The organism is Teichococcus globiformis, assembly GCF_042646265.1.
In the GTDB taxonomy this organism is placed as follows: domain Bacteria; phylum Pseudomonadota; class Alphaproteobacteria; order Acetobacterales; family Acetobacteraceae; genus Pseudoroseomonas; species Pseudoroseomonas globiformis.
In genome coordinates, this window is the sequence record NZ_JBHRTN010000018.1 from 697,156 (window position 1) to 717,574 (window position 20,419).

The following is a 20,419-nucleotide window of genomic DNA, read 5'->3' on the forward strand; positions in this document are numbered from 1 at the left end:
CGGTCGGGAACGTCGCGGCCCCGGGGCGGGCAACCGGGACTACGCCACCTGTTGCAGGAAGCCGCGCCAGCGCGCAAGCACCGGCGCCTGGGCAAATTCAGCGGCATAGGCGGCGCGGCCCGCCGTGGCCAGCACCTCCCGCCGCGCCGGATCGGCCAGCAGGGCGGCAATCGCCGCCGCCATGGCCCGATGATCTTCCGGCGGCACCAGCATGCCCGTCCGGCCGTCATGGATCAGCTCGGATGGTCCTTGCGCGGCGGCCGCAACAACCGGGCGCCGGGCGCTCCAGGCCTCGATGACCATGTTGCCCAGCGGCTCATGGCGGGAAGAGCAAAGGAACACGTCGCAGGCCGCGAGCAGCGCCGCGGCATCCTGCCGCCAGCCCAGGAAGCGCACGCGATCGCCCAGCTCCAGCTCAGCGGCCAGCCGATGCAGCGCTTCCCGCTCGGGCCCTTCCCCGGCCAGCAGCAGCACCGCACGGGGCAGCAGCGCCAGGGCCCGGAGTGCAGTGTCAAAGCCCTTGTTGCGGTGAAGACGCCCCAGCCCCAGCAGCACGGGTGCTTCCGGCGGAAGGTCCAGCGTCGCAGGCTTGGCGTCGCCCATTTCAGCCACGAAGTTCGGCAGGTAGTGCGTGCGCTCGGCCGGCCAGCCCTGCGCCGTGATCCAGCGCGCGAGGTCCCGCGTGTTGCCAACCAGATGATCGCAGCGACGGTAATACTTCAGGTCGTAATAGCCGCCCAGCCGACCGACCAGGGGCCAAGCTCCGCGCGGCGCCTTCGCCGCCGCCCGGTTCATCCACGCGACCGCCACGTTCGGGCGGAAGCGGCGCAGCGCTCGCCCGAGCAAAGGCCGGGTCATCAGATCGAGCGGTCCGCCAAAGGGCAGTTGCAGCGGCGCGAGGCCCGCCGCCTCCAGCCTCGCGGCCCGGCCGGCATCGTGTCGGATTGCCGGCAGCACGGCATCGCCGGACTCGTGCAAGGCAATGCTCAGCCGCTCGAAAAAGCCCTCCGCCCCACCCATGGATGCCCCGGCCATGATCTGCGCGACGCGCATCAGGGGTGGCGCTCCGGATATTGTCCGGGCTTTCGATGCGGCAGCAACCCGGCACAGCGGGCCGGCAACATGCCCCCTCCACTCTCCCGGCGAGGCAGCAGGAGCCGGGCGGGAGGCGCGCAGCAACACCGCAGGTGGCCACTCGGCCGGCCGATCTTGCCAGTCAATAGCGGATTGGCGGCGCGGGCGTCGGAACACATGTTGACCCGCCGCGGCGTATCCGGGATGGCCCGGTCCACCGCATTGCCGAAGCCCGGACCGCCGGTGCGGGCCGGAGGTTGACCGCCTTTCTTGCGGGCAACGATGGCCAGGCTCAGCCTCGGGGTCATGCGTTGTCCTTTCTCAGCAGCCGCGTGGCCGCCTCCAGAGCGGACTCCACGGACAAAGCCTGCATGGGCGCGGCGCCCAGCGGCCCGTCAGCGACCACGGCACGCGCGCAGGCGCCGACCGGCGCGTATTCATCCGCCGGGGTCGGGCCGAACAGGCCCAGTGTCGGAACCGCCGCAGCCGCCGCCAGATGCATCAGACCGGAATCATTGCCGACAAACAGCGCGCAGCGCGACAGCGCCGCCGCCGCCTCGGGAAGTTCCAGCTGCCCCACCAGATCCACACTTCCTGGCAACCTGGCCAGCACCGGCGCGGCCATGGCGGCCTCCGCCGCCCCCGGTCCGGCCAACACCACCGGCCGCGCGCCGGGCAATGGCCCGCTGGGCGCCGCCAACGCCTGGAACAAGGCGACAAAGCGCTCCGACGGCCAAACCTTGCCGGCCCAGTTGGCGCTGGGGCCAAGGGCGATGTAAGGCCCCGTCCCCGGCAACAGCGATGCCGCGCGGACCGCATCGGACGCGTCGAACCAGGCAACCGGCGGTGGGGGGGAAGGCAGCCCCAGCACGGCCGCCAGATGGCCGATACGATGCCCCGGCCGACGCCCCCCCCGCATCACCGCGCGCCGCCGCGCCGGCACCAGCCAAGCCAGGGCGGAGCCGCGCAGATCCACCACAAGGTCCCAGCGCTGCAGCGCCACCTGACGCCACAGCCCCAGCCAGTGGCGGGAAAAGCTTTGTTTGGTCAGCACGATGGTCGCTTCGCGCCGTGGCATACGGGCGAACACGCCCTCGGCGACAGGTCCGCAGGCGACCGTGATCCGCGCATCCGGATAGGTCCGCAGCAGGTGGTCGAGCAATCCGGTGGAGAGCACCGCATCCCCGATCCGGGTGGCGGTCACGAAAAGGATGCGCATGGTCGGGGCCGCGCATAGCATGGTTGCGCGCGAAGGTGCAGCGCCGCCGCTTGCCCCGAGGCCGGTTCGCGCCAAAATCTCTGCCATGCCGATCGCAGCCCTGACCCACCGCACCGTCATCGAGATCACCGGGGAGGATCGCGTTGCCTTTCTCCAGGGACTCGTCTCCAACGATGTCACCGAGGCCGCGCCCGGTCGCGCCGTTTGGGCCGCACTGCTGACGCCACAAGGCAAGTGGCTAGCCGACTTCTTTCTGTTTGCCGAGGACGGACGCCTGCTGATCGATGCCGAGGCGAGCCAGCGCGACATGCTGATCCAGCGCCTGTCCCGCTTCCGGCTCCGCTCCAGGGTGGCGCTGACCGCGGCCGAGGGCCTTGCGGTCTGGGCAGGGTGGGGCGATTCGGCCATGCCCGTAGGCATCGCCGCCGCGGATCCCCGCCTTCCCGAAGCCGGTTGGCGCGCCCTGCTCCCCCCCGGCGAAGCGCCGCACGGCACCGTCGGCGACTACGCGACGCATCGCATTGCGCTTGGGCTGCCGGATGGCGCACCGGATCTGGAGCCCGAGAAATCCGTGCTGCTGGAAGCTGGCTTCGACGAGCTGCACGGCGTGTCCTGGAGCAAGGGCTGCTACATGGGCCAGGAGCTGACTGCCCGGACCAAGTATCGCGGCCTGCTCAAGAAGCGCCTTTTCCCGGTTCGGGTCGATGGCCCGTTGCCCGCCCCGGGAACCCCCATCCTGCGGCAAGGTGCCGAGGTGGGGGAGATGCGCTCCGGCATCGGGGGACACGGACTGGCCCTGATCCGCCTCGCCGTGCCCGTGGGCGAGGAATTGTCGTGCGGAGAGGCGACGCTGCACGCTTCGGTACCGGGATGGATGAGGCTTCCGGAGAAAGCGGACTGAGCATGCCGTCAGGAGGGGACGGCCACCCCGGGGCCCCGGCCGGGGTGACAGCGTCGAACCCGGATCGAGCCTGCCATTGGGCACGGCGCTTGACCGGGCTCGATCGAAAAGCAGGGCCACAGACCTTGCTCCGAGGGCGTGCGGCGCCCGAAAGGCCGTGACTGTCGGCACCTTGGGGTGGTTTTACGCACCCCAGTGTGTTGCTTCCCCTCAGGCCGTCCGGTCGGACCCGCCCGAGAGCGCTGCCTGGGCCGCCGCCAGCCGCGCTACCGGCACGCGATAGGGCGAGCAGGACACGTAGTCGAGTCCAGTGGCCTCGCAGAACTGGATCGAGGCCGGGTCGCCGCCATGCTCACCGCAGATGCCGAGCTTGAGGTCCGGCTTCACGCTCCGCCCCTTCTGCTTGGCGATCTCCACCAGCGCGCCGACACCTTCCGGGTCAATGGAAACGAACGGGTCCTTCGGCAGGATGCCCTTCTCGACATAGTAGGGCAGGAACTTGCCGGCATCGTCGCGCGACAGGCCGAAGGTGGTCTGCGTCAGGTCGTTGGTGCCGAAGGAAAAGAAATCGGCCGCGCCGGCAATGGCATCCGCGGTGAGCGCCGCGCGCGGCAGCTCGATCATGGTGCCCACCAGGTATTCGATGGTGGTGCCCGCCTCGGCGAAGACCTCCTTCGCCACCTTGTCCACCTGCGCGCGGGTGATCTCCAGCTCCTTCTTCGTGCCGACCAGCGGGATCATGATCTCGGGCACCGGCGCGGCGCCCGACTCCTTGGCGATTGCCACCGCCGCCTCGAAGATGGCGCGGGCCTGCATCTCGTAGATCTCGGGATAAGTCACGCCAAGGCGGCAGCCGCGATGGCCCAGCATCGGATTGGCTTCCGACAGATCCAGGGCACGCCGCTTCATGGCGGCCAGGTCGGCGCCGAGGCTCTGCGCCACCTCGGCCAGTTCCTCTTCCCGATGCGGCAGGAACTCGTGCAGCGGCGGGTCCAGGAGGCGAATGGTCACCGGCAGGCCCGCCATGATGCGGAACAGCTCGATGAAATCCTTGCGCTGGAAAGGCAGAAGCTTGGCCAGCGCGTCGCGCCGCCCGCCCTCGCTCTCGGACATGATCATCATGCGCACGGCGCCGATGCGCTCAGGGTCGAAGAACATGTGCTCGGTGCGGCACAGGCCGATACCCTCGGCGCCGAACTTCTTCGCCGTGTCGGCATCGAGCGGCGTTTCGGCATTGGCGCGCACCTTCATGCGGCGGATCTTGTCGGCCCAGCCCATCAGCGTGGCGAAGTCACCGGACAGTTTCGGCTCCACCATCGCCACGGCGCCCAAAAAGATCTCGCCCGTGGCGCCATCGAGGGTGATGGTTTCCCCCGCCTGGATGGTCTTGCCGCCGGCCGAGAGCTGCTGGCTGTGATAATCCACCACCACGCCGCCGGCACCGGCGACGCAGGGGCGACCCATGCCGCGGGCCACCACCGCCGCGTGGCTGGTCATGCCGCCGCGCGTGGTCAGGATGCCCTTGGCGGCGTGCATTCCATGAATATCCTCGGGCGAGGTTTCGATCCGGACCAGGATCACGCTCTCGCCCTTGGCAGCGCGCGCCTCGGCCTCGTCAGCGGAGAACACCACCGTGCCGCAGGCCGCGCCGGGAGAAGCCGGCAGGCCTTTGGACAACACCGTGCGCTTGGCTTCCGGGTCCAGCGTCGGGTGCAGGAGCTGGTCGAGAGAGCCGGGAGCGACGCGTCGGATCGCCTCGGCCTCGTCGATCAGCCCTTCCTGCGCCATGTCCACGGCGATCTTCAGACTGGCCGCGGCGGTGCGCTTTCCGTTGCGGGTCTGCAGCATGTACAGCTTGTTCTGCTGCACGGTGAACTCGATGTCCTGCATGTCCGTGTAGTGCTTCTCGAGCGTATGACGGACCTGCACCAGCTCGGCATAGGCGGCGGGCATGGCTTCTTCCATGGAGCGCTCGCCAGGCTTGGCACGCGCGCTAGACATGGGCTGCGGCGTGCGGATGCCGGCCACAACATCCTCGCCCTGGGCGTTGATCAGGTACTCGCCATAGAAGATGTTCTCGCCGGTGGACGGGTCACGCGTGAAGCATACGCCCGTCGCGCAATCATCGCCCATGTTGCCGAACACCATGGCCTGCACGTTCACCGCCGTGCCCCACCCCGCCGGGATGTCGTGCAGCCGGCGGTAGGTGTTGGCGCGCTGGTTCATCCAGGAGCCGAACACCGCGCCGATCGCGCCCCAGAGCTGCGCCTCCGGCTCCTGCGGGAAAGGCTGGCCCAGCACTTCCTCGACCATCGCCTTGTACCGGGTCACGACCTGCTGCCAGTCCTCGGCGGTAAGCCCGGTATCCTCCGTGACCCCCTTGTCCAGCTTGGCGTCCTCGATGATCTCCTCGAAACGGTGGTGGTCGACGCCCAGCACCACCGAGCCGTACATCTGGATGAAGCGGCGGTAGCTGTCCCAGGCGAAGCGCGGGTCGCCGGAGGCGCCGGCCAGCCCCTCCACCGTGCGGTCGTTCAGGCCGAGGTTCAGCACCGTGTCCATCATGCCCGGCATGGAGACGCGAGCGCCGGACCGGACCGAAACCAGCAGCGGCTTGGCCTCGTCGCCGAACTTCAGCCCGACCGCCTCCTCGATGCGCGCCAAAGCCTCCGCCACGTCGGCCTTCAGGCTCTCGGGATACTGCTTCCCATGCTCGTAGTAGTAGGTGCAGACCTCGGTGGTGATGGTGAATCCAGGCGGCACCGGCAGCCCGATCGAGGCCATCTCGGCCAGGTTGGCGCCCTTGCCACCCAGCAGGTTGCGCATCTCGGCCTTGCCGTCATTGCGACCGGCGCCGAAGCCGTACACCCACTTCTGCATCCCTAGCGTCCCCTTCAGCCTTCGATCTTGGAGAAATCCGCCACCTGGTCGATCGCGTCCCGGAGGCGGGCCAGAAGCCCCAGCCGGTTGCGGCGGATCGCCGCATCGGCGTCATTGACCACAACCTTGTCGAAGAAGGCATCCACCGGTGCCCGAAGCTCAGCCAGTGCCGCCATGGCGGTGGCGTCATCCTCGGCGGCAAGAGCGGCGCGCGCCTTGGGAAGCGTCATGTCCAGCGCGGCGGAAAGCGCCCTCTCCTCCTCCGCGGAGAACAGGGCCGCATCGGTTTCCGGCCGGTGCGGGCCGTCCTTCTTGTCCTCGATGCGCAGGATGTTGGCCGCCCGCTTGTAGGCGGCCAGCAGGTTGGCGCCGTCCTCACCTTCCAGGAAGCCGCGCAGGGCGGTGGCCCGGGCCAGCAGGCGCACCAGGTCGCCACCGCCGCCCGCGGTTCTTCCGTTGGGAAGAACCGCCGCCAGCACGTCGTGCCGCTCGCCCTCGGCACGGAGTTGTACCCGCAACCGGTCGGCCAGGAAGTCGAGCAGCCCGGCGGCGAAGGCTGCCACCATTGGCGGGTGATCCGATCTCGGGTCGGGCTGGAAGCCCTCCTTCATCGCATCCTGCGCCACCGCCATGCCGAATTCGGGGCTGGCGGTGCTGCCGACCGCCTGCGGAAAGCCGAAGAAGGCTTCGGCAAGCGCATCGCCCAGGTCGAGCCGCAGCCCGTTCTCGCGCAGAATGCGGATGACGCCCAACGCCGCGCGCCGCAGCGCGTAGGGATCGCCCGAACCGGTAGGCCTCTCATCCGCCGCGAAGAAGCCCGCCAACTGGTCCAGCTTGTCCGCCAGCGCCACCGCCATCGAGACCGGCTCTGCCTGAGCGGCGTCACCGGGACCCATCGGGCGGTAATGCGCCGCCACGGCTTCGGCCACGCGCGGGTCCTCGCCATCCTTCAGCGCGTAGTAGCGGCCGATAATGCCCTGAAGCTCCGGGAACTCGCCCACCAGTCCGGTCGCCAGATCGGCCTTGGCGAGCCGCGCGGCACGGGCGGCCAGCTTCGGATCGGCGCCCAGCTTCGGTGCCAGCCAAGCGGCGAGCCGCTCGAGGCGCTGCACGCGCTGCCCCTGGGTGCCGAGCTTTGCATGGAACACCACTCCGGCAAGCTTCGGCAGGTAATCCTCCAGCTTCTGGCGGCGATCCTGATCCCAGAAGAAGCGGGCGTCGGACAGGCGGGCGCGCAGCACACGTTCATTGCCCTCCACCACCGCGCGGCCGCCATCGCGGGCCTCGATGTTGGACACCACGGCAAAGAACGGAGCGGCTGTGCCATCCGGGTGGCGCAGGGCGAAGTAGCGCTGGTTCACTCGCATGGTGGTGCGCATCAGCTCGGCCGGCAGGTCCATGAAGGCGCCGTCGATGCGGCCCAGCAGCGGCGCCGGCCATTCAACCAGCCCGGCGACCTCCGCAATCAGCCCTTCATCCGGCACCACCTCGACTCCCTCGGCAGCCGCCAAGGCCGCAATACCGTCACGCACCAGCTTGGCACGCTCCGCGGGGTCGATAACCACACGCCGCTCGCCGAGTTGCGCCGCGTAATCGGCAAACCCGGTCACTGAAAATTCACCCGGCGCCAGGATGCGGTGACCCTCTGTGACCGCGCCCGAGGCCAGCCCATGGCCGTCATCATCGCCCTGGGCCAGGGTGAAGGGCACCACCGCTCCGTTGAACAGACAAAGGATGCGCTTCAACGGCCGCACCCAGATGAAGTTACTGGTGCCGCCCCAGCGCATGGATTTCGGCCAGGGAAAGCGCCGCAGCAGGGCGGGAATGATCTCGGCGAGCACGGCGGGCGTGGGCCGGCCCGGCCGCCGGATCACCGCGTAGAAATAGGCCGTGCCCTTGACCTCGCGGGTTTCAAGCTGCTCGCGCGACAGGCCTGTGGAGCGCAGAAAACCTTCCAGCGCCGGGCCTGTGGCGTCGGCGCGGGGGCCACGCCGCTCCTCCTCCACCGCCGCTGTGCCGGCGGGCAGCTCCGCCACCAGTGTCAGTCGGCGCGGACCGTGCAAGGTGCGCAGCCCTTCGGGTTTCAGCCCCGCACCCTTCAGCGCCTCACCCAGCAGCCGTGCCAGATCCTCAGCCGCACGGGCCTGCATGCGGGCGGGAATTTCCTCGGAGAACAGTTCGAGCAGAAGTTCGGGCATCAGGGCGGGGCCTTATCGTCGGGGCCGGAAAGGAGGCTGGCGCCGGAATGGGGCGCCGGCAAGGCGGGAAGGCTGGGGGTTGGGGCTCAGCCGCGCTCCGTGCCCTCGCTCAGCCAGGTTTCGCAGCAGGCCTTGGCCAGGGTACGGACACGCCCGATAAAGCTCGCCCGCTCCGTCACCGAGATGGCGCCGCGCGCATCGAGCAGGTTGAAGGTGTGGCTCGCCTTGATGCACTGGTCATAGGCCGGCAGAGCCAGCCGCTTCTCCACCAGCGCGGCGCATTCCACCTCCGCATCCTTGAAGTGCTGGAACAGCAGCGCCGTGTCGGCGTGCTCGAAGTTGAAGGCGCTGTATTCCTTCTCGGCGCGCAGGAACACGTCGCCATAGGTCACGCCCTGGCCGTTGAAGTCGAGGTCATACACGTTCTCGACGCCTTGGATGTACATGGCCAGCCGCTCCAGCCCGTAGGTCAGCTCGGAACAGGGCTTCTCCACCGCGATGCCGCCGACCTGCTGGAAATAGGTGAACTGCGTCACCTCCATGCCGTCGCACCACACCTCCCAGCCCAGGCCCCAGGCGCCGATGGTGGGGCTTTCCCAGTCATCCTCGACGAAGCGGATGTCGTGCAGAGTGGGATCGATGCCCAGTGCCCGGTAGCTCTCGATCAGCAGCGCTTGCGGGTCCGCCGGGCTCGGCTTCAGGATCACCTGATACTGGTAGTAGTGCTGCAGCCGGTTGGGGTTCTCGCCATACCGCCCATCGGAGGGCCGGCGGGAGGGCTGCACATAGGCCGCCTTCCAGTTCTGCGGGCCCAGGGCGCGCAGCGTGGTGGCGGGATGAAAGGTTCCGGCACCCATTTCCATGTCGTAGGGCTGCAGGATGACGCAGCCCTGGGCCGCCCAGAACCGGTGCAGGGTCAGGATGATGTCCTGGAAGCTGAGGGGCTTCCCGGTGAACTGGCTCATGCGGCGGCATCTCGGTATGATGGAAGTCAGTGTCGGGCTTGCGGCCCTGTTGCGCGCCGCAGCATAAGACGTCGCTCACTCCCCCGGCAAGGAAGGGCGCCGCACGGCATGACCACCACCGAATCCCTGATCCGCTCCTATTATGCCGCCTTTAACGCCGGGGATGTGGAGGGCATGCTCGCACTCCTGGACGAAAATGTGATCCACGACATCAACCAAGGAGAGCGCGAGCGAGGTATTCCGGCCTTCCGCACCTTCATGCAGCGGATGAACCGCCATTACCGCGAGGAGCTGCGGGACATCGTGGTGCTGACCGACGGCACCGGGCGGCGCGCCGCCGCGGAATTCACCGTCCACGGCACCTACCTCGCCACCGATGCCGGGCTGCCGGAGGCGGCCGGCCAGGGCTACATCCTGCCTGCCGGTGCCTTTTTCGAGGTTCATGGCGGACGCATCGCCCGGATTTCCAACACCTACAACCTGGCGGACTGGGTGCGGCAGGTGGGCGGCTGAGTTTTTCGGGAGAGCTTTGCCCCCCTCCCGAACCCCCTACCAAGGCCCAAGGCCTTTGAGCCCGCATCCGCGGGGCTGATGCCAGCGCCCTGTCTCGGGAGCGCAACGCATGCGGCATGCACCGACAAGTCGCGGACGCAGGAAACCCTGTCCCTTGCCAGGCTAGCTCGATGGGCATCGCTGCCCTTGGCCGGCTTCAGCCATAACCCAGGCTGCCGCGCAGCGCCGCCACCCGCTTCGCATCGGGCCGTGACTGCCGGGTCCAGGATACTCCCTCCCGGATCAGCCGCGCCGGGACGCCTGCCACCAGACTGCAGGGTGGCACGTCGCGCGTCACCATGGCCTGGGCCGCCACGATCGACCCCCGCCCCACCGTCACGCCTTTCATCACCGTGGCGCCGGCGGCCAACCAGACATGCGGGCCGATCGCCACATCCTCCGGCAGGTTCACCTGCTCGCCCGTGGCAAGATCGACGATGCCGTGGGAATCGGCGTTCCGGATGTTGATGCCCTCGGCGAACATGGCGTCATCGCCGATGATCACCTGTCCCGGCCCTTCCACCATGGCATTGCCGCCATTGCTGGACGAGTCTCGGCCCATCAGGAACAGCGCCCTGCCCGTGCGCAGGGATACGGTGAGGGCATGCCGCCCCTTGCCGCCGCCGACAACAAAGAGATGCCCGCTGCCAGCCAGCTTGAGCTGAAACCGGCTGCCCGCGGTGCAGCCGCCCACCGCGAACAGGTTGTCCCCGCAATCGGCCCGGCCGAAGCGCAACCGCAACTCGGCGAAAGGCGCCTCCGCCTCCAGCAGCAGGCGGTTGCCCGGGGTGCGCGGCCCCTCCGCCACAATACCGTACCGCTTCAATTCGGCAGGGTCGGCACCGTCCAGCCCGATCTCCAGCGCACCTTCGGCGAAGAGGGGCAGCGAGAAGCCCTCTGGCAGCCCGCCCGCCAAGCGTGGGTGAGACCTCAGCAGGGAAGCGGCCTCCTCCGGCCCCAGCCGGCGTGGCTTCAGACCCATTCACCCTTCCGCATCACGGGGGTGGCGCTGCCATCGAAGCCGATGCCGTCCACGTCGATGGCGGCCGAGCCGATCATCCAGTCCACATGGATCAGGCTGGAATTGCCGCCGCGCCGGGCGAACACCTCATCGGTCATGCTTTCCGGATCGGTGAAGCACTTCTTGTAGGCCTGGCCGAGCGCGATGTGGCTGGCCGCGTTCTCGTCGAACAGTGTGTTGAAAAACAGCAGCCCGCTCTGCGAGATGGGCGAGGAATGCGGCACCAGCGCGACTTCGCCCAGCATCCGCGCGCCCTCATCGGTCGAGATCAGCTTCTGCAGCACGCCTTCCCCGGTCGAGGCATGTGCTTCCACGATCCGGCCGGCCTCGAAGCGCACGCGAATGTCGCGGATCAGCGTGCCGGCATGGGCCAGCGGCTTGGTGGCGGCGACGGTGCCCTCCGTCATCGCGGCATGGGGGGTGGTGAACACCTCCTCGGTCGGGATGTTGGGGTTGCCGGTGATGCCGTTGCGCGCCTTGGAGATGCCGCCCATCCAGACATGCTCATCGGCCAGGCCGACGCGGAGGTCGGTGCCCGGGCCCTTGAAGTGCAGGGCGCGGAAGCGGCGCTCGGTCAACATCCTGCGCCGGGCCATCAGCGCGGCGTTGTGCTCGGCCCAGGCCGCCACAGGGTCGGCGCGATCGACGCGGGTGCTGCTGTAGAGCGCGTCCCACAGCTTCGCGACCGCCGCGTCCGGCAACAGGTCCGGGAACACCGTGCGCGCCCAGGCGCGCGAGGCGAAAGGCACCAGCGTCCAGTTGATGGCGGACGCCGTGATCAGCTCCAGCGCCGGGCGGTAGGCCTTGGACCGCGCGCGGTTGCTGCGCGAAACCTTTTCCGCATCCTGTTCGGCCAGCAGATTGGGATCGTCGCCGACGATGGCCAGGCGCGCGGCGCCGCCCTCGAAGGCCTTGGCCATGGCCTCGAACATCCAGGCCGGCGCGTGGTCGAAGCTGGCGTCGGGGGCGTGACGATAGCGGGCCAGGGTCGATTCATCGTCGGAGAAGAACGTCGTCACCTGCGATGCGCCGGCCTTGTAGGCCTCGGCGGTGATGCGGCGGACCAGGGGCAGCGCCTCAATGGACGCCGTCATCAACAATTCCTGCCCGGGATGCAGCCCGCCCAGCCCGACCCGCACGGCAATCTCCGCCAGCTTGTCCAGGCGCGGATCGGCGGCGGTGCTGGTGTCGGGCTGGTGCTGGTCCATGGGGGCGCTCCTTCGGCGTGCAAAGCTGAGCGGGGATTGCCACCCCCGCCCCGCCGCCTGTCAAGCGCCGCGGATCACAGCCCGATGCGCGCCCAGGCCGAGCGTTCCTCCAGCCGGTGCTCCGCTTCCGCCATGGCGCCGCGCAGCAGCCGCATCGGCAAGGGCGGCTTCTTGGCGCCCAGCGGCACCACCTGCGCCTTGTCGCCGAACCGGCGCTCGATCTCGCCCCGCGCGTCGCCCAGCCGGTCGATGAGTCCGAGCGGCAGTGCCTCCCGCCCGGTCCAGAAGCGGCCTGTGAAGAGTTCCTCCTCGGGCGCGGCCAGGCGGCTGCCGCGCCGTCCGCGCACCCAGCCCTTGAACTCCGCGTGCAGCCCGCCGAGCAGTTCCTCCAGCCGCTCCTGCTGCCAGGGCTCCACCGGACGGAAGGGATCGAGAAATGCCTTCTCGCCGCCCGCCGTGTTGACCCGCCGCTCGATGCCGAGCTTTTCCGCCAGCCCTTCCACCCCGAAGCTGGCCGAGATCACGCCGATCGAGCCGACAATGGAGGACGGGTCGGCCACGATCTCGTCCGCCGCGCAGGCGATCCAGTAGCCGCCTGAGGCCGCCGCATCCTCGCACACGGCGACAACAGGCACCTTGTGCTTCTCGGCCAGTTGCCGGATGCGCTGCGCGATCAGGCTGGATTGCACCGGCGAGCCGCCGGGGGAGTTGATGGCCAGCACCACCCCCTGGAGCCGCTTCAGCCCGAAGGCACGGTCCAGCACCGGCCCCAGGGACTGGATGTTGAGGCCGCCGCCCCCGGGCGGAAAGCCGCCGCCACGGGCCGCGATGATGCCGGAAAGGCGGACCAGCGCCACACGGGGGGCGCGGTTCATGAACGGGATCTGCATGATCCATCAGATTGCCCCGCCCAGGCCCGGCGGCAAGCGCCCCTTTCGTCCCGTGCCGCGGCATGCGAGGAGAAGCGCGGTTTTCGCCAAGAGGAGCCGCCGCCATGAAGACACGCGCCGCCATCGCCTGGGAGGCCGGCAAGCCGCTTTCGGTCGAGGAGGTCGATCTGGAAGGCCCCCGCGCCGGCGAGGTGCTGGTCGAGGTCAAGGCCACCGGCCTCTGCCACACCGACAAGTACACCCTCTCGGGCGCTGATCCGGAGGGCATCTTCCCCGCCATCCTCGGGCATGAGGGCGCGGGCGTGGTGCTGGAGGTCGGCGCCGGCGTCAGCAGCCTGCGGCCAGGCGATCACGTCATTCCGCTTTACACGCCGGAATGCCGCGAATGCGACTACTGCCTCAGCCGCAAAACCAATCTGTGCCAGAAGATCCGCATCACCCAGGGGCGCGGGCAGATGCCGGACGGCTCCAGCCGCTTCTCCTGCAAGGGCAAGCCGATCCACCACTACATGGGCACTTCGACCTTCGCCAACCACACGGTGGTGCCGGAGATCGCCCTGGCCAAGATCCGCCCCGACGCGCCCTTCGACAAGGTTTGCTACATCGGCTGCGGCGTCACCACCGGCATCGGCGCGGTGCTGTTCACGGCCAAGGTGGAGCCGGGCTCCAACGTGGTGGTGTTCGGCCTCGGCGGCATCGGGCTGAATGTCATCCAGGGCGCCAGGATGGTCGGCGCCGACAAGATCATCGGCGTGGACATCAACCCCGAGCGCGAGGCGATGGCGCGCCGCTTCGGCATGACGCATTTCGTCAACCCGAAGGAGGTTGAAGGCGACCTGGTCGGCCACCTGGTGGAGCTGACCGGAGGCGGCGCCGACTATTCCTTCGAGTGCGTCGGCAACACCAAGCTGATGCGCCAGGCACTGGAATGCTGCCACAAGGGCTGGGGCGTCTCCACCATCATCGGTGTGGCCGAGGCCGGTGCCGAGATCTCCACCCGTCCCTTCCAGCTGGTCACCGGGCGGCGCTGGATCGGGTCGGCCTTTGGCGGGGCACGCGGCCGGACGGACGTGCCGAAGATCGTCGACTGGTACATGGACGGCAAGATCAACATCGACGATCTGATCACCCACACCATGCCGCTCGAGAAGATCAACGAGGGCTTCGACCTGATGACCCGTGGCGAGAGCATCCGCGGCGTCGTCGTGTACTGAGGCGCGGCGGCGGCGGGGAACCATCCCGCGCCGCCCCGCGTTCCCGCTGCTCCATGCCTACGGAGCCCGCGCCATGACATCCCGCACCTTGCGCGCCGTGCTGGCGCTGCCGCTGCTGCTGGCATCGCTCACGGCTGGCGCCGAGGACCGTGCCCCCACGGCGGCCGAGCGCGACCGGATTGAGCAGGTGCTGCGCGGCCATGGCTTCTCCTCTTGGGGTGAGATCGGGCTGGATGGGGGCATCTGGTCCGTGGACGATGCCCACGACGCCCAGGGCCGTGAGCGCGATATCCGCCTGACCCCGGGAGAGTACCGGCTCGTGGCGGATGACGAGGAGGATCGCCAGGCCACGGATGAGGAGTTCCGCCGAATCGAGGCAGCCCTGAAGCGCGGCGGCTTCGTTGAAATCACCGGTGCGCGGCTTGAAGACGGACTGTGGGAGGTGCAGGACGCCCAGGGGCCGGACAAGCGCAGCTACTTCCTGGTCCTGGATCGTGAAACGCTGCGCATCCTGCACCGCGCGCCCCGCAGCTGAAGGAGTTCTCCCATGGCAACCGACGGTCTGGACGACGAGACGATCCGTGAATTGCTGTTGAACACGCGCCGCATCGCCGTGGTCGGTGCCTCGGCCAATCCCGCACGCCCTTCCCACGAGGTCACGGGCTTCCTGGTCGGGCGGGGTTTCGACGTCACGCCGGTCAATCCCGGCCTGGCCGGTCAGCGGCTGCATGGCGCGACGGTGGTGGCCAGCCTGGAGGAGGCGGGACCGCTCGACCTTGTGGACATCTTCCGCCGCTCGGAGGAAGCCGGGCGCGTGGTGGACGAGGCGATTCGTCTCGGAGCGAAGGCCGTCTGGATGCAGCTCGGCGTGGTGGACCACGCGGCGGCGGAACGCGCCCGCGCCGCCGGGCTGATCGCGGTGATGGATCGCTGCCCGGCCATTGAATGGCCCAGGTTGAGGCTTTCGCTCGGCGCCTGAGTCTCACATGTCCGATTTGTAATTTTCCTCTTGAAAGCGTTGGCGGGCCGGTCCAGATCGTTGGCTCGCACTGGAGCTCCGGCCCCGGCGCGGAATGACGCCACTGTCTGGAAAGGCCCCTCCCGGGGATCGGACATGACCGAAGAAGAACGCCGCATCATCTCCGCCTTTGTCGAGCGCATGGCCGGGGTCTCCGCCCCACAGGCCGCGCCCTCGCCCTGGGGCGGCAGCAGCGTGCCCGCTACCCAGTCGCGCCCGCCCCTGCCCCCCGTGGACCCGGAGGCCGACCGCCTGATCGGCGACCTGTTCGCCCGCTACCCCGAGGCGCGCTATCGTCTGACCCAGACCGCCTTCGTGCAGGAGCACGCCCTGGTTCAGGCGCAGAACCGTATCCAGGAGCTGGAATGGCAGCTGGAGAACAGCCAGGCGCAGGCGCAGCAGGCCCAGCAGGCCCCGGCGCGTGGCGGGCTGTTCGGCGGCATGTTCGGCGGCGGCCAGCAGCAGCCGCAGCGCCCGATGCCAATGCGCCCGCGCCCGCAGCCTGTAATGCCGCCCCAGGGCATGAATCCCGGGATGATGCAGCAGGGCCGCGGCGGATCGGGCTTCCTGGGCTCGGCGCTGACCACCGCGGCCGGCGTTGCCGGCGGCATGATCATGGGCAACATGCTGATGAACATGTTCTCGGGCGGTGGCGCGGCCGAGGCCGCCACAGGCATGGCCAATGAAGCTGGTGCCTTCGGTGAGGAAGCGGTCGGTGCTTCCAGCCCCTGGACTGATCCGGCGGCCGATGGCGGACAGGACGCCCACGCCGAGAATGCCGGCTATGCCGACGACACCGGTTACGCCGACGATGGCGGATTTGCCGATGATGGCGGCTTCGACGACGAGATCTGACGTCGGGTCGAGGCCCACCGGAGCTTCATGAACGCGGCCCGGGGAGACACCTCCCCGGGCCGTTTCTGGTGGAATGGGATGCCGGGGCCGGTTTGACACATCGGCACCGTCAGGCGCAGCTTCGGAAAAACGCCGCCGCGCAACCCTGCGCGCGCGGCCCGAGGACCCGTCCGCCATGCCGCCCCCAGGCCCGACCGCCACGTCCCACCCTTCCATGCAGCACAACCGGGACTGGCGCATCATCGGCCTGATCGGCACCGGCCATTTCCTGTCGCATTTCTACATGCTGTGCCTGGCGCCATTGTTTCCTCTGTGGCGCGAGGAATTTGGCGTCTCGTATTTTGCTCTCGGCCTGTCGGTCGCACTGATGAGCGCGGTGACGGCGCTGCTGCAGACGCCGGTGGGCTTTCTGGTGGACCGCCATGGGGCACGGCCATACCTCGTGGGCGGCACGCTGATCATGGCCTTGTCCATCTCGGCCATGGCCTTCGCGCCGAACTACTGGACGATCCTTGGCCTGGCCCTGCTGTCAGGCATCGGCAACAGCGTGATCCACCCGGCCGATTATGCGATTCTGGCGGGCAGCATCAACAAGGCGCGCATGGGCCGTGCCTTCGCCTGGCACACCGTGACCGGCAATCTGGGCTTCGCGCTCGCACCGCCGGTGATCGTCCTGCTCTCCTTCTGGATCGGCTGGCGGGAAGCGCTGCTGCTGGTCGGACTGCTCGGCATCCCCGTGGTCGGCGCCATCCTGTTGCAGAGCCGCATCCTGGTCGACCAGGCGAAGCCGCGCGGGAGCCAGGGCGAAGGCGGCGCGGCGATGCTGTTCAGCAGGCCGATGCTGATGTTCTTCGCCTTCTTCCTGCTGTCCGCCATGGCGGGATCGGGCATGCAGGCGTTTCTGATCACGGTACTCGACCAGCTCTGGGCCATTCCCATCGCCCAGGGATCGTGGGCGCTGACCGGCTACATGGCCGGCGCGACCTTCGGTGTGCTGATCGGCGGCTGGTTCGCCGATCGCTCGCAGCGCCACGCCAGCTTCGTGATCGCGCTCACCCTCACGGCCGTGGCCCTGATCCTGTGCCTCGGCCTCGTTCCCGTCTCCGGCCCGGTGGCCATCGGCATCGCCCTGTCGGCCGGGCTGGCGCTCGGCGCCAGCCGTACTCCGCGCGATGTGATGGTGAAGGACGCCGCGCCACCAGGCCAGATCGGCAAGGTGTTCGGCTTCATTTCCGCCGGGCTGCCGCTAGGCGGCACCTTGACCCCTGTCTTCGGCCTGTTGCTGGATGCGGGCCTGGCGCATTGGGTGCTGCCGCTGGTTGCGGCCATTCTGGCACTGTCACTGCTGTGCATGGGCACGGCGCGCGGCGCCGTCTCCGCAACGCGGCCCCTGCCCGCCGAGTAAAAGGCACCGCCGCTCACGTGCCTTTTGCCCTGCTGCTGGAACTTCTGAACTACGTCGGCTCCGCCGCCTTCGCCACCGCGGGTGCGCTTACCGCCTCGCGCAAGCAGATGGACCCGGTCGGCTTCATTCTGATCGCGGCGCTGACGGCGTTTGGCGGCGGATCGTTGCGCGACGTGCTGCTGGGGAGGCCCGTGGCATGGCTGGGCTCACCCGGTCCGGCGCTCATGGTGGCGGTGGTGGCGATCGCGGTTTTCTTCTTCGCGCACCGTTTCGAGCGGCGCACTGTCCCGCTCCTCTGGGCCGATGCCGTGGGCATGGCGCTGTTTGCCGTGCTGGGCGCCGAGGCCGCCATCGGTGAGGGCGCCAGCCCGTGGGCCGCCATCCTGCTTGGCACCATCACCGCGACCTTTGGCGGCGCGCTGCGCGACGTGGTGTGCGGCGAGGTGCCGCTGATCCTGCGCAAGGAAATCTATGCCACGGCGGCGGCGCTGGGTGCGGCGCTGTTCGTGGCGCTGCACATGGCTGGTGTGCCGCGCGATGCCGCGGTGGTGGCCGGCATGAGCGCGGCCTTCGCGCTACGGGCGGCAGCGCTGTGGCGAGGCTGGTCGCTGCCGGCCTACAAGGCGCGGCCGGGCCGGGACTACTGAAGCACTCCTAAAGCAGCTTTTCGAAGAACAGGTCGGGATAGGGATCGTCGTTGAACCGCGGGATCTCCACCCAGCCGGTGCGACGATACAGCGCCACCGCCTCCCCCAGCGCGCTATTGGAGTCGAGGCGCAGCGCGCGGATGCCGAGGGAGCGGGCCGCATTCTCCGCCTCCTGCATCAGCCGCCGCCCCAGCCCGAGTCCGCGTGCCGCTTCGGACACCCAGAGCCGCTTGATCTCCGCGCTGTCCCCTCCCTGCCCCTTGAGCCCGACACAGCCAACCGGCAGTCCGTCCGACGCCGCCACCAGGAACACGCCCCGTGGCCGGAGCATGTCGGCGGCGTCGGGATCGCGCGAAAGCGAGACGTCGAAGCCGCGCGCGAAGCGTCGGGCAAGCTCCGCATAATACTGGCCGAGGCAGTGGCGGGACACGGCGTCGCGCGGATCCGCTTCCCGCACCGTCACCCGGTCGCGCCCGAAGGCCGAGGCGATCAGATCCATCGCCTCCAGCAGCGCCGGGGCGTTCGGATGCCGGGACAGGAGCGAGCGGGCCTGTGCGTTTGAAAGATCCTCGTAAGCACGGAACTCGGCCTCGCCTTCAGGCGTCAGGCGGGCAACACGGCGGCGGGCATCCTCGGGATGCGCCTCAGTGCGGATCAGCCCTTCTTCCTCCAAGCTCCGCAGCAGGCGGCTCATCAGACCGGAGTCGAGGCCGAGATAATCCCGGATCTCCGAAACCTCGCCGCGTCCGTGGCCGATGGCATTGAGCACCCGCGCCGCGCCCAGCGCTCGCCCACGGCCCAGAAAGGAATTGTCCAGCACGCCCACCTCGGTGGTCACGGCACGGCTGAAGCGGCGGAAACGCAGGATGGCATCGTCGAACATTTTTCTGACTTTAGTCAGGTAAAATTCTGGGTCAACCTGCTTGTGCCGCCCACTGCCTCGCTGCCGCCCCAAGACGCTCCGCCGCGCCGCGAAGAGCGGCGGGCGCATGTCCGGAATAGCCGATCACGAACCCGTCGGGCCCACCCTGTTCCAGCCTCGTTTCCGAGATCAGCCAGCCCTCCACGCCCGCGGCGATGCGCAGCGCCGCCGCGGTGCCTGGGGGGGCTTCTTCCGGCAACCATGCCAGAAGGTGCAAGCCCTGGTCAGGCACCACCACACGCAGCAACCCGCCCGAGGCCTCCAACAGCACTGCCGCGACAAGATCGCGCGCCGCCCGGTAGCGGCCACGCATGCGCCGCACATGGCGGGCAAAGCCGCCGCCAGCCATCAGCTCCGCCACGGCGCCATCCAGGAGGCTGGGTGGAAAGCGGTCGGACACGGCGCGGGCGGCGACCATGCCCTCCACCAGCGTGGAGGGAAGCACGGCGTAGCCCATGCGCAATCCCGGAAACAGCGTCTTGGAGAACGTGCCCACATAGATCACCCGCCCTTCCGGATCGATCCCCGCCAGTGCCGTCAGCGGCGGACCGGCAAAACGGAACTCGCTGTCATAATCATCCTCGATCACCCAGGCGCCGGCTTGCCGCGCCCAGTCCAGGAGGGCGATACGGCGCTCCATGCTCATGGTCACGCCGGTGGGGAACTGGTGCGAGGGTGTAACATAGGCGAGCCTGGCATCGGGCGCCCGCCGGCGGCCTTCTGCCACCTCCAGCCCGGCCGCATCCACCGGCACCGGCACCAGCCTCGCGCCGGCTGCCTCCAGGATGCGCCGCGCCGCCGGATAGCCGGGATCTTCCATCCAGACCTGCTCCCCCGGCCGCAGCACAACATCGGCGCAGAGCCGGACGGCCTGTTGCGTGCCGCTGGTGACGAGGATCTGTGCGGGGTCACGCACAACGCCGCGCGTGGCCGCCAGATGGGAGGCAATGGCGGCGCGTAGCTCCGCACTGCCGCGTGGGTCGCCATAAGCGAAGTGCGCCGGATCGGTCGCAGCCAGCTGACGCCGCATGATGCGCGCGATCCAGGCCAAAAGGTCGGGGTCCGGATGGGTCTGACCCAGGGCGAAGGGTCCACGCGGCGCGGGCGCCGCCGCCACAGATGCGGGGATAGGGGGCTGCGCCGGCGCTCCCGGCAGCCTTGCCGCGACATAGGTGCCGTCGCCGACCCGCGCCTCCGTCAGTCCGTCGGCCAGCAGATGCTCGTAGGCGGTGACCACGGCATTGCGCCGGACACCCAGCTGCTGGGCCAGAGCGCGGCTCGACGGCAGGCGCAACCCTGCGCGCAGGCGTCCCTCCAGAATGGCCGCGCGCAATCCGGCATGCACCCTTGCTGGCTGGCCACCTTCTTCAACCAGGCGGAGCGGAAGGTCCAACACATCGCTCACGACAGAATTGGTTGGCATATCAAGCTCCCGATTGGCCCTCGCGCC

The 20,419-nt window shown here is 69.0% G+C and carries 19 protein-coding genes; 8 read left to right on the forward strand and 11 right to left on the reverse strand.

From position 1 onward, the window contains the following. Positions 1–39: 39 nt before the first annotated feature. The 3 genes from ACFOD4_RS17520 to ACFOD4_RS17530 are packed head-to-tail and all read right to left on the reverse strand — an operon-like array spanning position 40 to position 2,293. Entirely contained in the window at positions 40–1,053 is a 1,014-nt protein-coding gene (locus tag ACFOD4_RS17520; RefSeq protein WP_379598469.1) for a glycosyltransferase, read from the reverse strand. Continuing rightward, the gene (locus ACFOD4_RS17525) at positions 1,053–1,382 is read right to left on the reverse strand and encodes a hypothetical protein (protein WP_379598471.1); all 330 of its coding nucleotides are present in this window, start codon (positions 1,380–1,382) and stop codon (positions 1,053–1,055) included. The genes ACFOD4_RS17520 and ACFOD4_RS17525 overlap by 1 nt, the downstream gene beginning before the upstream one ends. Beyond that, positions 1,379–2,293 carry a glycosyltransferase family 9 protein gene (locus ACFOD4_RS17530; protein ID WP_379598473.1) on the reverse strand — a complete coding sequence of 305 codons (915 nt, stop codon included), beginning with the start codon at positions 2,291–2,293 and terminating at the stop codon, positions 1,379–1,381. The genes ACFOD4_RS17525 and ACFOD4_RS17530 overlap by 4 nt, the downstream gene beginning before the upstream one ends. Before the next feature lie 85 nt (positions 2,294–2,378). Between ACFOD4_RS17530 and ygfZ the strand changes: the two genes are divergently transcribed. Further along, positions 2,379–3,194, forward strand: a complete 816-nt coding sequence (gene ygfZ, locus ACFOD4_RS17535) for a CAF17-like 4Fe-4S cluster assembly/insertion protein YgfZ (protein ID WP_379598474.1) — start codon at positions 2,379–2,381, stop codon at positions 3,192–3,194. A 210-nt stretch (positions 3,195–3,404) separates the two neighbouring features. Here ygfZ and ppdK read toward each other — a convergent pair whose 3' ends face one another. From ppdK to ACFOD4_RS17550, 3 genes are all read right to left on the reverse strand, one after another. Then, positions 3,405–6,074, reverse strand: a complete 2,670-nt coding sequence (ppdK, locus tag ACFOD4_RS17540; protein ID WP_379598476.1) for a pyruvate, phosphate dikinase — start codon at positions 6,072–6,074, stop codon at positions 3,405–3,407. 14 nt (positions 6,075–6,088) lie between these two features. Beyond that, positions 6,089–8,272, reverse strand: coding sequence for a glycine--tRNA ligase subunit beta (glyS, locus tag ACFOD4_RS17545; RefSeq protein ID WP_379598477.1), 2,184 nt, complete (start codon positions 8,270–8,272; stop codon positions 6,089–6,091). Positions 8,273–8,358: 86 nt separating this feature from the next. After that, positions 8,359–9,237, reverse strand: a complete 879-nt coding sequence (locus ACFOD4_RS17550; RefSeq protein WP_379598479.1) for a glycine--tRNA ligase subunit alpha — start codon at positions 9,235–9,237, stop codon at positions 8,359–8,361. A 108-nt stretch (positions 9,238–9,345) separates the two neighbouring features. Between ACFOD4_RS17550 and ACFOD4_RS17555 the strand changes: the two genes are divergently transcribed. Beyond that, on the forward strand, positions 9,346–9,750 hold the full coding sequence (locus tag ACFOD4_RS17555; protein ID WP_379598480.1) for a ketosteroid isomerase-related protein: 405 nt from the start codon (positions 9,346–9,348) through the stop codon (positions 9,748–9,750). Between the two features lie 196 nt (positions 9,751–9,946). Here ACFOD4_RS17555 and ACFOD4_RS17560 read toward each other — a convergent pair whose 3' ends face one another. The 3 genes from ACFOD4_RS17560 to ACFOD4_RS17570 form a co-directional block, all read right to left on the reverse strand. Next, entirely contained in the window at positions 9,947–10,771 is an 825-nt protein-coding gene (locus ACFOD4_RS17560; RefSeq protein ID WP_379598481.1) for an acyltransferase, read from the reverse strand. Further along, positions 10,762–12,018: an aminopeptidase gene (locus ACFOD4_RS17565; protein WP_379598482.1), complete on the reverse strand. Its 1,257-nt coding sequence runs from the start codon at positions 12,016–12,018 to the stop codon at positions 10,762–10,764. The genes ACFOD4_RS17560 and ACFOD4_RS17565 overlap by 10 nt, the downstream gene beginning before the upstream one ends. A gap of 74 nt (positions 12,019–12,092) precedes the next feature. After that, positions 12,093–12,893: a S49 family peptidase gene (locus ACFOD4_RS17570; RefSeq protein ID WP_379598483.1), complete on the reverse strand. Its 801-nt coding sequence runs from the start codon at positions 12,891–12,893 to the stop codon at positions 12,093–12,095. A 119-nt stretch (positions 12,894–13,012) separates the two neighbouring features. On the opposite strand from ACFOD4_RS17570, the gene ACFOD4_RS17575 reads away from it, so the two are divergent. The 6 genes from ACFOD4_RS17575 (at position 13,013) to ACFOD4_RS17600 (ending at position 18,047) form a co-directional block, all read left to right on the forward strand. Continuing rightward, entirely contained in the window at positions 13,013–14,122 is a 1,110-nt protein-coding gene (locus tag ACFOD4_RS17575) for an S-(hydroxymethyl)glutathione dehydrogenase/class III alcohol dehydrogenase (RefSeq protein WP_379598484.1), read from the forward strand. 73 nt (positions 14,123–14,195) lie between these two features. Further along, the gene (locus tag ACFOD4_RS17580; RefSeq protein ID WP_379598486.1) at positions 14,196–14,657 is read left to right on the forward strand and encodes a hypothetical protein; all 462 of its coding nucleotides are present in this window, start codon (positions 14,196–14,198) and stop codon (positions 14,655–14,657) included. Positions 14,658–14,669: 12 nt separating this feature from the next. Continuing rightward, on the forward strand, positions 14,670–15,101 hold the full coding sequence (locus tag ACFOD4_RS17585; RefSeq protein ID WP_379598487.1) for a CoA-binding protein: 432 nt from the start codon (positions 14,670–14,672) through the stop codon (positions 15,099–15,101). 135 nt (positions 15,102–15,236) lie between these two features. Next, positions 15,237–15,995 (forward strand): DUF2076 domain-containing protein, encoded by a 759-nt coding sequence (locus ACFOD4_RS17590; RefSeq protein WP_379598489.1) that lies wholly within the window; start codon positions 15,237–15,239, stop codon positions 15,993–15,995. 175 nt (positions 15,996–16,170) lie between these two features. Next, a complete protein-coding gene (locus ACFOD4_RS17595; protein WP_379598491.1) occupies positions 16,171–17,400 on the forward strand; it encodes an MFS transporter in 1,230 nt (409 codons plus the stop codon). 17 nt (positions 17,401–17,417) lie between these two features. Continuing rightward, positions 17,418–18,047: a trimeric intracellular cation channel family protein gene (locus ACFOD4_RS17600; protein WP_379598493.1), complete on the forward strand. Its 630-nt coding sequence runs from the start codon at positions 17,418–17,420 to the stop codon at positions 18,045–18,047. A 7-nt stretch (positions 18,048–18,054) separates the two neighbouring features. On the opposite strand, the gene ACFOD4_RS17605 is transcribed toward ACFOD4_RS17600, so the two are convergent. After that, a complete protein-coding gene (locus ACFOD4_RS17605; protein ID WP_379598495.1) occupies positions 18,055–18,930 on the reverse strand; it encodes a bifunctional helix-turn-helix transcriptional regulator/GNAT family N-acetyltransferase in 876 nt (291 codons plus the stop codon). A 31-nt stretch (positions 18,931–18,961) separates the two neighbouring features. Further along, entirely contained in the window at positions 18,962–20,392 is a 1,431-nt protein-coding gene (pdxR, locus tag ACFOD4_RS17610) for a MocR-like pyridoxine biosynthesis transcription factor PdxR (protein WP_379598497.1), read from the reverse strand. Positions 20,393–20,419 lie beyond the last annotated feature (27 nt).